General features: G+C 72.7%; 9 protein-coding genes, 2 tRNA genes and 1 other RNA gene. 7 read left to right on the plus strand and 5 right to left on the minus strand.

The genetic code is table 11. The features are described from left to right. Positions 1–108: 108 nt before the first annotated feature. Positions 109–1,605 (minus strand): hypothetical protein, encoded by a 1,497-nt coding sequence (locus ABZ621_RS15460; RefSeq protein ID WP_360604551.1) that lies wholly within the window; start codon positions 1,603–1,605, stop codon positions 109–111. Between the two features lie 244 nt (positions 1,606–1,849). Between ABZ621_RS15460 and ABZ621_RS15465 the strand changes: the two genes are divergently transcribed. Next, positions 1,850–3,112 carry a hypothetical protein gene (locus tag ABZ621_RS15465; protein WP_360604553.1) on the plus strand — a complete coding sequence of 421 codons (1,263 nt, stop codon included), beginning with the start codon at positions 1,850–1,852 and terminating at the stop codon, positions 3,110–3,112. 88 nt (positions 3,113–3,200) lie between these two features. Here ABZ621_RS15465 and ABZ621_RS15470 read toward each other — a convergent pair. Continuing rightward, a tRNA-Ser gene (locus tag ABZ621_RS15470) sits at positions 3,201–3,288 on the minus strand. 118 nt (positions 3,289–3,406) lie between these two features. Here ABZ621_RS15470 and ffs point away from each other — a divergent pair. The 6 genes from ffs to ABZ621_RS15500 all read left to right on the plus strand — a co-directional run bounded on the left by ffs (position 3,407) and on the right by ABZ621_RS15500 (position 11,665). Continuing rightward, positions 3,407–3,505, plus strand: an RNA gene (ffs, locus tag ABZ621_RS15475) — signal recognition particle sRNA small type. Positions 3,506–3,562: 57 nt separating this feature from the next. Beyond that, the gene (locus ABZ621_RS15480; protein WP_360604555.1) at positions 3,563–5,731 is read left to right on the plus strand and encodes a DNA polymerase III subunit gamma and tau; all 2,169 of its coding nucleotides are present in this window, start codon (positions 3,563–3,565) and stop codon (positions 5,729–5,731) included. Positions 5,732–5,792: 61 nt separating this feature from the next. Then, positions 5,793–7,043 (plus strand): phosphoribosylamine--glycine ligase, encoded by a 1,251-nt coding sequence (purD, locus tag ABZ621_RS15485; protein WP_360604557.1) that lies wholly within the window; start codon positions 5,793–5,795, stop codon positions 7,041–7,043. 250 nt (positions 7,044–7,293) lie between these two features. Next, on the plus strand, positions 7,294–9,033 hold the full coding sequence (locus tag ABZ621_RS15490; RefSeq protein WP_360604559.1) for a hypothetical protein: 1,740 nt from the start codon (positions 7,294–7,296) through the stop codon (positions 9,031–9,033). A 177-nt stretch (positions 9,034–9,210) separates the two neighbouring features. Next, positions 9,211–10,671 carry a N,N-dimethylformamidase beta subunit family domain-containing protein gene (locus tag ABZ621_RS15495; RefSeq protein WP_360604561.1) on the plus strand — a complete coding sequence of 487 codons (1,461 nt, stop codon included), beginning with the start codon at positions 9,211–9,213 and terminating at the stop codon, positions 10,669–10,671. A gap of 85 nt (positions 10,672–10,756) precedes the next feature. Next, positions 10,757–11,665, plus strand: coding sequence for a phosphoribosylaminoimidazolesuccinocarboxamide synthase (locus ABZ621_RS15500; RefSeq protein ID WP_360604563.1), 909 nt, complete (start codon positions 10,757–10,759; stop codon positions 11,663–11,665). 138 nt (positions 11,666–11,803) lie between these two features. Here ABZ621_RS15500 and ABZ621_RS15505 read toward each other — a convergent pair. The 3 genes from ABZ621_RS15505 to ABZ621_RS15515 form a co-directional block, all read right to left on the minus strand. Beyond that, positions 11,804–11,876, minus strand: a tRNA-Gly gene (locus tag ABZ621_RS15505). 22 nt (positions 11,877–11,898) lie between these two features. Beyond that, entirely contained in the window at positions 11,899–12,513 is a 615-nt protein-coding gene (locus ABZ621_RS15510) for a response regulator transcription factor (RefSeq protein ID WP_360604565.1), read from the minus strand. After that, complete coding sequence (locus tag ABZ621_RS15515; protein WP_360604567.1) at positions 12,510–13,766, minus strand: histidine kinase; 1,257 nt, start codon at positions 13,764–13,766, stop codon at positions 12,510–12,512. The genes ABZ621_RS15510 and ABZ621_RS15515 overlap by 4 nt, the downstream gene beginning before the upstream one ends. Positions 13,767–13,786: the final 20 nt, after the last annotated feature.

The raw sequence follows: 13,786 nt of genomic DNA on the forward strand, positions 1-13,786 counted from the left end.
TCGTTTCAGGCGATCCGTGTAGCGGGGTCCAGCCGATCAAGGCTGGGCCCCGCAAGCGGCGTTTCCGAGTTGGAAGCAGTGGAGTCCTGTAGGCAGACGGCGTCGAGATCAGGCGTCGGCTGGGTCGGGCGCCTCATCCTGAGAGCTCGACTCCTCCGGCTCCTGGTGCTGGGCCGGAATCTCGACGGGATGGGTGCAGCGCCACAAGGCCCTCGTCCCCGCTTCGGTTCGAACGGTTTCCTTGAGGCCCTGGTGGTCGCACTGGGGACACGCATCGATGACCTCGCGGGTGTACACCCAACGGATGTCGCTGTGCAGGCGCCGGAAGCTGCCGAGGGCGAGAGGCGCTTTGTGCCAGCGGGGCGTCTCGTACTCGGGGATGGAGTGGTGGAGCTCGATGGCCTTGTCGATCTTTCCGTTGAGGCTTGTCACCGAGGCAGAGGCTGCCTCCGGTGGCCCCATACGAGGGTTGCGCTCCTTCCAGGCCGCAGCGGAGTCGGCAGCGCGCCATGCGAAGCAGATCATCTGACCAGGGGTGTAGCCGTGCTTGAAGCCCTTTCGGATGACGTCTGTGAGCTCTTCACGCCGTGCTTCGGGTACCTCGGGATAGCCGTACTTCTTGGTGAGCAGGTTGTTGAGGTAAGCCGCGATGTCCGCGACTTCCATCCGGTCCATCAGAGTGCCGAAGGCGTCACGTGCCGCAGCGCCCTGGGGACCCGGCTGGGTCTGCAGGACGTACTTGATCTCCTTGACGCGTTCCTGTGCGTCGGCCAGGCCGCCAATGATCCGCCATGCGACCTCTGTGGAAACGAAGGCAATACCGTCGTCATCCTGAGAACGAGCGAACGCCTGCGTTGGACTCTCCGGGGCGATGGCGAGCAAACCGGCGTAGTAGAGGGCCAGGAGAAGTTCCCTGTCCTGCTCGCTGTCGCCGGTCCACCCCGTGGGACCGATATTCGCGAGGCTCGGGAGTGCCTTGCCCGGGTTGCTCGCGGCGTAGCTGATCAACGCCACATAGAGGGCCAGGGCCAGAGGATTATCCACCGCGAGGGGATCGGTTGGTTCGCTCTTTCCATCCTCATCCCTGATCACATCGGCGATCAGACGCTTGATACGTTGGCTCTCCTCCTGCACACGCTCCTGCTCGACACGCCTCTGTTCAGCAGCGCGTTGTTGCCGTTCGATCTCCTCGCGTCTCTGGATCGCCGTGCAATCCCCGCAGAGATACGAGGGAGCCTCGGCATCCAGGTACTTGCCGCCCACCTTGTTGGCCCAGGACCGGTTGGTGACGCTGATCGGCTCGGAGCAGTTCACGCAAGGGCAGTTGAGCAGGATGGCGTGAGAGTGCGCCGTGGCCACCGCACCGATGTTGCTGGTTACGCCGATGCTGCTCACGGTCCGCGCCCAGGTGCCGTCGCCCTTGACCTCCCAGTAGAGGACGCTGATCCTCTGGGCATCGTCGGGAGCGTCGTGCTTGATCACGACGCGGATGCGGGGAGCGTCTTCCGGAAATTCCCAGATGATCGGCTGCGGAGTAGCTGCTCGTTGTTGCGTCTGGTGCTTGGTGGCCCGTTCCCGCTTGCGGCGGCGTTCGCGCTTACCCACGTGTCTGTCCCTGGTCCATGTGTGGATGGTGGCGTACCTCCGGAGTCGACAGGGCGGGTTTCTGCCAAAAGCGATGACTCCTGGGGCGGACCCGGCCGAGGAAGCCCACATGCCCGGGTAGATGCGGAATCAGCACCCCATGCCTGGCTGGATTCGCAGGCCAGCGGTTTGATCCATGGTCGCCTCGCCTGCTGGACTCGATGGCGCCCTGTTCAACGTCGGCCGCTGTCATTAGCGTTGAGAGATGGCAAATGGGGTGTGGCACACCGAATATGGCATAGAGATCAATCTGTCCCTGCCCGACCTCGGTCACCCGGACCGTCCGGATCTGCTCCAGGAGATCACCGCCAGCGTCTCCGAGCGTGATCCGCAACTGCTCGAATGCCTGGCGCACCACGAGAAGCGCGAGTGCCTGTCGGAGTCGGGCGGGAAGTCGCCCTGGATGTTCATCCGCCGGGGGCGCGTCGGCGGCCGGCGACCGCTCGTCGCCTCGCACCTGCCGATCACGCACAAGGCGACGCCGGCGGAGAGCGCCCAGCACAAGGCCACCAAGGAACGGATCGTCGAGACCGCCGGGCGGTACGGCCTGGACGCCGAGGCCGAGGTTCCCATCGGCAACCGGCGCAGCGTCTCGGACGCCGTCGTCGTCGGGCCCGGCGGCATACGGATCGGCTGGGAGATCCAGTACCACCACCTCAGTCCCAGCAGCGTCCACCGGCGCTCGGTCAACGCCGTGGAGCACGGCATCACTCCTCTATGGGTGGCGAAGGACCGGACGGCCTCCCTGATCGACCGCGCTCCGTGGGCGCGGGTCGACGACATGCCGTGGAAGGACATCGCCGACGGCAAGGAGATGGTGATCCGCGGCGGCTACCGGCACCTCGAAGTCTGGAAGTGCGTACCGAGCAGCGAACGCCACTGCCTCATCAGCGAGGGCGCCGGCCACTGTGGCGCGATTCACGCGGACTGGTTCGTGCCCGCACTGTGCCTCCCGGAGAAGAAGCCGGTCTTCATCGAGGACCTGGTCCTGCAGAGCGCGACGGGCGAGAGCGTCCCGGTCTACGTGCCCAACCGAGGAAGCGGCCGCGCCGGCCGTCACATGTGGGTGGCGGCCGAGGACCGCGCGCTGTGGCAGGAGCTCATCGGCGAGAAGACGCCTCTCCCTGCGGCCCCGGTCGAAGAGGAGGACGACGTGATCACCTTCGCCGAGCAGGAGATCGACCGCACCTGCCGAGCAGGGGAGGAGGGCTGGTTCGTTAGCGACGGCCGGCCCGTTCGCGATCTCGACCAGCCGACCGGCGGCTTCACGCTTCCCCGCATGCCGGTCCAGCGCTCCCGCGACCCGATGCGCATCACCACCGTGGAACGTGCCGCCGCCTCCGCCGCCCTGGGATGCCCGCCGTGGGAGCTCGGGCTGTGCGCCGGCTGCGGCCAGCTGATGCGGCGCTACGGGCGGAACGCCGCCATGTACTGCAACGTGTGCCGGTCCGTCCTCAACGGGCGCTAGCCGGGAACTGCAACCAAAACTGCAACCACGGAACGACGAAGGTCCCGGCCGCTGGGCGGTCGGGACCTTCGTTTCGGCTGGTCAGCCGTGGCGGAGGATACGAGATTCGAACTCGTGAGGGGTTGCCCCCAACACGCTTTCCAAGCGTGCGCCCTAGGCCTCTAGGCGAATCCTCCGTGGAGAACATTACATGACCGCGGAGGGTGCTCGCGAACGTGATCCACGAGGGGGAGGGCGGGGGAGGGGAGCGGGAGGAGGGGGGCTGGTGTGGGGGTTCGGATCGGGTAGGCTGGGCGGAGCCCCTCACGCGGCGCTATCTGACTGAACTCCCCCAGGGCCGGAAGGCAGCAAGGGTAGGTCGGCTCTGGCGGGTGCGTGGGGGGCGCTTGCGTTCTCGGCGGGCCGGTGGTTTTTCCCGGGTTGTCGGTGGGCGCCGATACCCTCGTATACGTGTCGTCTCTCGCGCTGTACCGCCGCTACCGCCCCGAGTCCTTCGCCGAGGTCATCGGGCAGGAGCATGTCACCGACCCGTTGCAGCAGGCCCTGCGGAACAACCGGGTCAATCACGCGTACCTGTTCAGCGGGCCCCGCGGCTGCGGCAAGACGACCAGCGCACGGATCCTCGCGCGGTGCCTGAACTGCGAGCAGGGGCCGACGCCGACGCCGTGCGGCGAGTGCCAGTCCTGCCGGGACCTCGCGCGCAACGGACCGGGGTCCATCGACGTCATCGAGATCGACGCCGCCTCGCACGGTGGTGTCGACGACGCCCGTGACCTGCGGGAGAAGGCCTTCTTCGGGCCCGCCTCCAGCCGGTACAAGATCTACATCATCGACGAGGCCCACATGGTCACCTCGGCGGGGTTCAACGCCCTGCTCAAGGTGGTCGAGGAGCCGCCGGAGCACCTCAAGTTCATCTTCGCCACGACCGAGCCCGAGAAGGTCATCGGGACCATCCGGTCCCGGACCCACCACTATCCGTTCCGGCTCGTGCCCCCTGGGACCCTGCGCGAGTACCTCGGTGACGTGTGCGGGCGGGAGGGGATCCCCGTCGACGAGGGCGTGCTGCCGCTCGTCGTGCGCGCCGGCGCCGGGTCCGTGCGTGACTCCATGTCCGTGATGGACCAGCTCCTCGCCGGTGCCGGCGAGGACGGTGTGACGTATGCCATGGCCACCTCGCTCCTCGGTTATACGGACGGCTCGCTGCTCGACTCCGTCGTCGACGCCTTCGCCTCGGGCGACGGCGCCGCCGCCTTCGAGGTCGTCGACCGGGTCATCGAGGGCGGCAACGACCCCCGCCGGTTCGTCGCCGACCTGCTGGAGCGGCTGCGCGATCTCGTGATTCTCGCCGCCGTGCCCGACGCCGGGGAGAAGGGGCTCATCGACGCGCCCGCCGACGTCGTGGAGCGGATGCAGGCGCAGGCGTCCGTGTTCGGCGCCGCCGAGCTGAGCCGCGCCGCCGACCTCGTCAACGAGGGGCTGACCGAGATGCGCGGCGCCACCTCGCCGCGCCTGCAGCTGGAGCTGATCTGCGCGCGCGTGCTGCTGCCCGCCGCCTTCGACGACGAGCGCTCGCTCCTCGCCCGTCTCGACCGGCTGGAGCGCGGCGCCAAGAACGCGCCGCCGGCCGCCGCCGTCTTCACGCCGGCCCCGCCCGCCGGGCCTCCGATGGGGTACGTCCCCGGGCCCGAGGCCCATACGCCGATCGCCCCGCCGCCCCTGCCCCCGAGCCCGGCCCCGAGCCCGGCACCGGCACCGGCACCGGCCCCGGCTCCGGCCCCCGCCGCCCCGGTGCAGCAGCAGTCGCCGCAGCCCGGTGCCTGGCCCGGCGCCGCGCGGCCCGGCGGGTGGCCGACCGCCGGCGCCCCGGCCCCCGCCGCGCCCGCGCCGGCGGCCGCGCCCGCCCCGACCCCGGCCGCCGCGGCCGCCGCTCCCGCCGGCGACATGGCCGCCGGTGCCGGTCAGGTGCGGAACATGTGGCCGTCCATCCTCGAAGCGGTCAAGAACCGGCGCCGTTTCACCTGGATCCTGCTGAGTCAGAACGCGCAGGTGGCCGGGTTCGACGGCACCACGCTCCAGATCGGCTTCCTCAACGCCGGCGCGCGGGACAACTTCGCGAGCAGCGGCAGCGAGGACGTCCTCAAGGCCGCGCTCGCCGAGCAGTTCAACGTGCAGTGGAAGATCGAGGCGATCGTCGACCCGTCCGGCGGCTCCGCGCCCCCGCCCGGCGCCGGCAGCCCCGGGGGGAACTTCTCCGGCGGCGGAGGCGGCGGCTTCGGAGGCGGCGGCTTCGGCGGTGGTGGCGGTGGCGGTGGCGGCTTCGGCGGAGGCGGCGGCGGTCGGCCCTCCGGCCCGCCCGCGCCCGCCCCGGCCGCCGCGCCCGCCCCCGTACAGGCACAGGCGCAGGCTTCGGCGTACGCCCAGCAGGCCCCGGCCGCTCCCGCGCAGGCCCCGGCGCCCGCCCCCGTACAGCAGCGGTCACCGCAGCCGCCGCCCGTGGCGCCCGAGGACGACGTGCCGGAGGAGGACGATCCGGACCTCGTGGAGTCGGCGCTCTCCGGGCACGAACTGATCGTGCGCGAGCTCGGCGCCACCGTTGTGGAGGAATACACGAACGACTAGGGCCGTCTCGCTCGGTGGCCCGCACAAGGACCTTCCCGGCCATCGGGCTACTCTGGCTGGCGTGAAGGTCCTCGTCATCGGCGGCGGCGCCCGCGAACACGCCCTGTGCCGCTCTCTCTCCCTCGATCCCGACGTCACCGCTCTGCACTGCGCGCCCGGCAACGCCGGAATCGCGGAGGTCGCCGAGCTGCACCCCGTCGACCAACTGGACGGCGGCGCGGTCGCCGCGCTCGCCACCGAGCTCGGCGCCGACCTGGTCGTCGTCGGCCCGGAGGCCCCGCTCGTCGCGGGTGTCGCCGACGCCGTCCGCGCCGTCGGCATCCCGGTCTTCGGCCCCTCCGGCGAGGCGGCGCGGCTGGAGGGCTCCAAGGCGTTCGCCAAGGACGTCATGGCCGGCGCCGGCGTGCCGACCGCCCGCAGCTACGTCTGCACCACCCCCGCCGAGATCGACGAGGCCCTCGACGCCTTCGGCGCGCCGTACGTCGTCAAGGACGACGGTCTCGCGGCCGGCAAGGGCGTCGTCGTGACCGGCGACGTCGAGGTGGCCCGCGCCCACGCGCTCGCCTGCGACCGCGTGGTCATCGAGGAGTACCTCGACGGCCCCGAGGTCTCCCTCTTCGCGATCACCGACGGCACCACCGTCCTCCCGCTCCAGCCCGCGCAGGACTTCAAGCGCGCGCTCGACGGCGACGAGGGCCCCAACACCGGCGGCATGGGCGCCTACTCGCCGCTGCCGTGGGCCGACCCGAAGCTGGTCGAGGAGGTCATGGAGACCGTCCTCCAGCCGACCGTCGACGAGCTGCGCCGCCGCGGCACCCCCTTCTCCGGCCTGCTGTACGCCGGTCTGGCGATCACCGGCCGCGGCGTGCGGGTCATCGAGTTCAACGCCCGCTTCGGCGACCCCGAGACGCAGGTCGTCCTGGCCCGCCTGAGGACCCCGCTCGCGGGCGTCCTGCTGCACTCGGCCAACGGCACCCTCGCCGACCAGGCTCCGCTGGCCTGGCGCGACGACGCCGCCGTCACCGTGGTCGTCGCCTCGCACAACTACCCGGGCACCCCCCGCACCGGCGACCCCATCGAGGGCCTCGCCGAGGTCGCGGAGCAGGACGCCCCGCACGCGTACGTGCTCCACGCGGGCACCAAGCGGGACGGCGACGCGGTCGTCAGCGCGGGCGGCCGGGTGCTGTCCGTCACCGCCACCGGTTCGGACCTGGCCGAGGCCCGCGAGCGCGCCTACGCGGCAGTCGGCCGCATCCGCCTTGACGGTTCGCAGCACCGTACGGACATCGCGCTCAAGGCCGCCCAGGCCTGAGTCGTACGGGAGCGAGGGCGCGGCCGGGAAGTCAAGCGACCGGCCGCGCCACCGGCACCACCTTTACCCAAAGCCATTCGATCGAGTGACGGCTCGGCCATCTGGATGACGCCCGGCGAAGCCCCAACTAGGGTGCGGCGCAGGCGTTCCGGCACTTGGCCCACCGGCATTGCGATGTCGGTGACGGGTGCCACAGTGGGGGAGTGAGCAACACCGCCACGGGTAGTCCCGTCCAGGACGGGGAGAGGGGGTGAGGTACGGCGTGTCCGGCAGCGGCTTCGGAAACGGCGGCAGCGACAGCGGCCTCGGCGAGGAGTGGGGCGTGCGGGCCGCGCGCTCCCGCGCCCTCGCCGTCCTGCGCGTCCGCGGACGGGCGCTCGGCGCCGCCATCCTCCCCGCCGCCGTCGCCGTCGTGCTGTACGCGGGCGAGGTCACCGGCCACTTCACGGGTACGGGGTGGACCACCGCCCGCTGGATCGTCACCGTCCTCGCGGTGCTCGTCCTGCTCGCCGCCGCGGCCGTCGCCCTCTCCGTCGCCCGCGCCCGCCCGGCCGTGACGCCGACGGTGGAGCTCACCGAGACCGCCGCCCCCGACCTCCACCGCCTCGTGCGGGACCTCGCCGACCGGCTCGACGTGCCCGCGCCCGCCGCGATAGCCCTGACGCCGGACTGCGACAGCTGGCTGGAGGACCGCTCGCACCGCTCGCACCGAGAGGCCGGCGCGAGCGGCTCACCGGTCCTCGTCATAGGCTCCCCGTTCCTGTGGTGGATGCGCGTCGGCGAGCTGCGCGCGGTCCTCGCGCCGGTCGTCGCCGGCACCGGCCCGGCCGCCGACCCCGACATAGCCTCCGCCCGCCGTTTCGTGCGCGGGCTCGACGCCGCCGTCGCCGTCCCGGACGAGCCCGGCCTCGGCGCGCTGCGCCGGCTCGGCGCCCGGGGCGTCGGGCGGGTGGCCCGGCTGCTGCTGCGGGCCTGCGGCAACCACGCCGCCGAGATGGAGCGCGGCGTCGCCGCCGCCGGATCCGAGCGCGCCCAGGCCGTGGACCAGGGGACCCGGATCGTCGCCCAGGAGCAGGTCGGCCTCGCCTACGCGGGCTGGGACCGGCTCCTCACCCGGGTCGCGCTGCCCGCCTGGCAGATGGGCCGCTGGCCGTCCGGGCTCGACGCGGGCGTGGTCTCCGCCCTCACCGAACTCTCCCGCCGCGACCGGCTCGCGGAGGGCTACTCCTCCCGGCTCGGCGAGCGCCCCGCCTGTGACCTCCTGGAGGAGCCCGGGGCCGTGGACGAGGCCGCCTCGCTGCTCGCCGCCCGGCTCTTCCACGGCGGCCCCGCCGAGGCGGGCCCGGACTGGGCGCCGGTCGAGTGGAGCCGCTACCCGGAAGAGGTCGTCGACCGGAAGTGGCGGGCGGACGCGGGCCGGCTCCACGAGGTCCTCGACCGCCTGGCGGCCGCCGAGGGACCCGGGGCGGCCGACGCCGCCGGGGCCCCGACGCTCACCCGCGTCCTCACCCACCTGACGGCCGCCCCGGACGAGCACCCCGCGCGGGCGGGCGGCGAGCCGGAGGACGAGGACGCCGCACCGGCGGAGGACGAGCTCCGCAACCCCGCCGCCGACACGCTCGCCGCCGCGCTCGGCGCCCGGGTGGCGCGTGAGGACGCCGAGCGGGAGGCCCGGATCACCGCCGACGCCGCCGGCTTCTCCGGCCCGGACGGCCCCTGGCCGCTCTGCCCGCTGGTCCCGCCCCGCACCGGCCGCGACCTCCTCGCCGACCACGTGACCGCGCTGGTCTGCTGCGCCGCCGTCGACACCACCGGCGCCGCGCCGGGCCTGGACTGGCTCGACGGCCCGGCCCTGCTGGTGGACGGCGTACGGGCCACGGACCTCACCCCGCACGTCCTGGCCCTGGTGGAGGAAGGCGACCCGGCCCCCCTGCGGGCCTGGCTGGCCACGAGGGGCGTCCGCCCCGAGAAGCCGGTCCGTCTCCTCTGACCGGGCCGATCCGACGGCCCGGACTACCGGACGGTCGTGTTCCACCTTTGTCGATTCACGACGAACGGTGACGGTCCGCGTGCGTTATGTGATGTGCTGGGGAGCGGCACTGACAGGGGCATCACCCGTGGGCAGGAGCCGCTGGTACCGGCCGGGGGAGTCGAGGGAGGGCGCGGCATGGGGGCGGAGCAGATCAGGCGCTGGGAGTCGGGTGCGCTCGCGCACGCCGTCTCCGATCCCTTCGGGCAGGGCCCGCTGCCCTGGCTGCGCGGGTCGGACAACTACTTCGACGACACCGGGCAGCTGGTGCCCTGGTACGCGGACGAGACCCTGGCCCGGGGCGGCGCCGGGGGCCCGCGGACCGCCGACGACGTGCGCCGGCAGATCAAGGGCTTCGCCTCGGGAGGCGCCGTCGCGCCCGGCGAGTCCATCGACTTCCACGTCACCGTGGACCCGCCGCAGCCGTTCTCGGTCGACGTCTACCGGATCGGGCACTACGGCGGCGACGGCGCCGCGAAGATCACCACGAGTCCGCGGCTCTCCGGGATCGTCCAGCCGCCCCCGCTCACCGCCGACCGCACGGTCTCCTGCCACCACTGGTGGCAGTCCTGGCGGCTCCAGGTCCCGAGCTACTGGACGATCGGCGCGTACGTCGCCGTCCTCACGACCGCCGACGGCTACCGCTCCCACATCCCCTTCACGGTGCGGGACTCCCACCCCGCGGACCTCCTCCTCGTCCTGCCGGACATCACCTGGCAGGCGTACAACCTCTACCCGGAGGACGGCCACACCGGCGCCAGCCTCTACCACGCCTGGGACGAGGAGGGCCGGCTGCTCGGCGAGGAGGAGGCGGCCGTCACCGTCTCCTTCGACCGGCCGTACGCGGGCGCGGGCCTGCCCCTGCACGTCGGCCACGCCTACGACTTCATCCGCTGGGCGGAGCGGTACGGCTACGACCTCGCCTACGCCGAGACCCGCGACCTGCACGCCGGCCGGATCGACCCCACCCGCTACCGGGGCCTGGTCTTCCCCGGCCACGACGAGTACTGGTCGGCGCCGATGCGGAAGGCCGCCGAGCGCGCCCGCGACCAGGGCACCTCGCTCGTCTTCCTCTCCGCCAACACCATGTACTGGCAGGTGGAGCTGGGCCCCTCGCCGTCCGGCGTGCCGGACCGGCTGCTGACCTGCCGCAAGCGCCGGGGTCCCGGCCGTTCTGCCCTGTGGCGCGAGGTCGACCGGCCCGAGCAGCAGCTCCTCGGCATCCAGTACGCCGGCCGGGTGCCCGAACCGCACCCGCTCGTCGTGCGGAACGCCGAGCACTGGCTCTGGGAGGCCACCGGCGCCGGCGACGGCGACGAGCTGCCCGGCCTCGTCGCCGGCGAGGCCGACCGCTACTTCCCGCGCACCCCGCTCCCCGAGCACGAGAACCGCATCCTGCTCGCCCACTCGCCCTACCGGGACGGCGACGGGGCGCTGCGCCACCAGGAGACCAGCCTCTACCGGGCGCCCTCGGGCGCCTGGGTCTTCGCCTCCGGCACCTTCGCCTGGTCGCCCGCGCTGGACCGGCCGGGCCATGTCGACGCCCGTGTCCAGCGCGCCACCGCCAACCTCCTCGACCGCATCTGTAAGAGGGACTGACCGGGGCGGGCCGCCCCGGTCGGCGGGCACGGTCGCGTGTACGAGAGAATCGGACCGTTCCTGGATCAACCTACGCGGAGGAACCGTGTCCGGATTCGTAGAAAAGCCCGAGCCCGTCGAGGTTCCGGGTCTCACCCACCTGCACACGGGCAAGGTGCGTGACCTGTACCGGAACGAGGCCGGCGAGCTCGTGATGGTGGCGAGCGACCGCATGTCCGCGTACGACTGGGTGCTGCCCACCGAGATCCCGGACAAGGGCCGCGTCCTCACCCAGCTCTCCCTGTGGTGGTTCGACCAGCTCTCCGACCTGGTCCCGCACCACGTCCTCTCCACCGAGCTGCCGGCCGGGGCCCCCGCCGACTGGGCGGGCCGCACCCTGGTCTGCAAGTCGCTGGACATGGTCCCCGTCGAGTGCGTCGCCCGCGGCTACCTGACCGGCTCCGGCCTGGTCGAGTACGACGAGTCCCGCACGGTCTGCGGCCTCGCGCTCCCCGAGGGGCTGACCGACGGCTCCGAGCTGCCCGCGCCGATCTTCACCCCGGCGACCAAGGCCGCCGTCGGCGACCACGACGAGAACGTCTCCTACGAGGAGGTGGCCCGTCAGGTCGGCGCCGAGACCGCCGCCCTGCTGCGCCAGACCACCCTCGCCGTCTACGGCCGGGCCCGGGACATCGCCCGCGAGCGGGGCATCATCCTCGCCGACACCAAGTTCGAGTTCGGCTTCGACGGCGGGACCCTGGTCCTCGCCGACGAGGTGCTGACCCCGGACTCCTCCCGCTTCTGGCCGGCCGACCAGTGGCAGCCGGGCCGCGCCCAGCCCTCGTACGACAAGCAGTTCGTGCGGAACTGGCTGACCTCCCCGGCCTCGGGCTGGGACCGCAAGAGCGAGCAGCCGCCGCCGGCCCTCCCGCAGGAGATCGTGGACGCCACCCGGGCCAAGTACCTGGAGGCGTACGAGCTGCTGACCGGCAAGCCCTGGTCCACCGCCTTCTAGCCGAGCCGAGCCGAGCAGAGCAGAGCCGAGCCGTACGGATCCCTTCCCGGGGTTCGTACGGCTCCGGCGTACGCGGGCGTCCGGCTGCGCACGCACACGAAGAAGGCCCCGGTTCGATGAACCGGGGCCTTCACACTGAGCGGACGACGAGATTCGAACTCGCGACCCTCACCTTGGCAAGGTGATGCTCTACCAACTGAGCCACGTCCGCATGCGCCGTAGCGCGCTGCTAACTATACCCAACCTTTGGAGCGCGCGAGACGCACTGCCGCGTGACGGTTCTCCGCACCGAGTTTCGCGGCGGCGGAGGAGAGGTAGTTCCGGACGGTCCCGGGGGAGAGCGCGGCCCGCCGGGCGATCTCCGTGACGGGGGCGCCGTCGGCGGCGAGTTCGAGCACCTCGGCCTCCCGGGCGGTCAGTGGGGAGTCCCCGGCGGCGATCGCGTCGGCCGCCAACTCCGGGTCCACATAACGGTTTCCGGCGTGCACGGTACGGATCAGCTCGGCCAGCCGCTGGGCGCTGACGGTCTTCGGCGCGAAGCCGCGGACGCCCGCCACGAGGGCCCGCTTGAGGTGGCCGGGGCGGCCGTGGCTGGTCACGATCATCGTGCGGCAGTCCGGGAGTTCGTCCCGGATCGATGTGGCCACCGTCACACCGTCCGCCCCTGGCATCTGAAGGTCGAGGACGGCGACGTCGGGCCGGTGGGCGCGCGCCATCGCGAGCGCCTCGGGCCCGGTCGCGGCCTCCGCGACGACGATCAGGTCGTCCTCCAGGGCGAGCAGGGCGGCCAGCGCGCCCCGGATCAGATGCTCGTCGTCGGCGAGCAGGACGCGTACGGGATCGCTCATGCGACCGTCTCCTTCTCCTGTCGGGTACCGGTCCGTTCCGGCACGGCCGGCGGCACCCGGACGGTGACGCGGAAGGAGTGCGGGTCCGCGAACCCGGCCTCCAGGGTGCCGCCCACCGCCCCGAGCCGTTCGCGCAGCCCGGCGAGGCCGGAGCCGGTGCGCCCGGGGGCGCCGGCCCCGTCCCGTACCCCGGCGGCCCCGTCGTTCTCGACGGTCAGCAGCACCTCGGCCGCCGTCCGCCGCAGGGTGATCACGCAGCGCCGGGCGTCACCGTGCCGCAGCACGTTGGTGGTCGTCTCGCGGACGACCCAGCCGAGCGCGGACTGCACCCCGTCGGGCAGGTCGAGGGCGGGGGCGTCGACGGCGCAGTCGATGCCGGCGGCGTCGAGGACCCCGCGGGCGCCCTCCAGCTCGGTCCGCAGATCGGCCTCCCGGTAGCCGCGGACCACTTCGCGTACCTCCCGCTGGGACTCCTGGGCGATCCGCTGGACCTCGACCATCTGGTCCACGCTCTCCGGGCGGCCGCGCCGGGCGAGCTGCACGGCCAGCTCGCTCTTGAGCGCGATCACCGAGAGGTTGCGGCCCATGACGTCGTGGAGGTCGCGGCCGAAGCGGAGCCGCTCCTCGGCGACGGCCAGCCGGGCCTTCAGGTCGCGGGACCGCTCCAGCTCCTGGACGACCCGCAGCAGCCAGGAGGAGAAGCCGCAGGCCGCGGCGTACCCTCCGCCCGCGAGGAGGACGCCGGCCAGGGTGACGAGTCCTTCCGGGACCCGGCCGAAGAGGACGAGGGGCAGGCCGGCCGCCACCGCGACGCCGGCGACCACGCCCAGCATGTGCCGCACGCGGTCCACGCAGAGGACGAGCGCGCCGGTGGTGAAGACCGAGGTGACGACGGTGAACGCGGCGACGAGGGACCCGTCGGACAGGGCCCCGGCCGCCCACAGGCCGGTGACGGCGACGTCGGCGAGGGCGGTGGTCGCGGCGAGGGCGACGGCGAGCCGGACGGGCCGGACCCGGGTGCCCGACGTGTGGTCGAGGCCGCGGGAGGCGACCACCGCGCAGAGCGCGGCGTGGGCCACCACCCAGGCGAGGAGACCGAGCGTGGCGCCCGCGCCGAGATCGCCGCGCTGCTCGCGGTTGAGCGGGACGCCGCCCAGTGCCAGGAGCTCGACCGGGGCCATGAGGTGGAAGGTCCACCGGGTGTACAGCTCGACCTTCCCGGCCACGCTGCGCCGTGACCACCATCCCGTCATCGAGGACATCCGTCCCGTCT

The organism is Streptomyces sp. NPDC007863, from assembly GCF_040633895.1.
In the GTDB taxonomy this organism is placed as follows: domain Bacteria; phylum Actinomycetota; class Actinomycetes; order Streptomycetales; family Streptomycetaceae; genus Streptomyces.

What these genes read in the sequence shown, in the direction of transcription:
- ABZ621_RS15465 (WP_360604553.1), top strand. Translation starts at nt 1,850, where the DNA reads ATGGCAAATGGGGTGTGGCACACCGAATATGGCATAGAGATCAATCTG.
- ABZ621_RS15495 (WP_360604561.1), top strand. Translation starts at nt 9,211, where the DNA reads ATGGGGGCGGAGCAGATCAGGCGCTGGGAGTCGGGTGCGCTCGCGCAC.
- ABZ621_RS15510 (WP_360604565.1), bottom strand. Translation starts at nt 12,513, where the DNA reads ATGAGCGATCCCGTACGCGTCCTGCTCGCCGACGACGAGCATCTGATC.
- ABZ621_RS15515 (WP_360604567.1), bottom strand. Translation starts at nt 13,766, where the DNA reads ATGACGGGATGGTGGTCACGGCGCAGCGTGGCCGGGAAGGTCGAGCTG.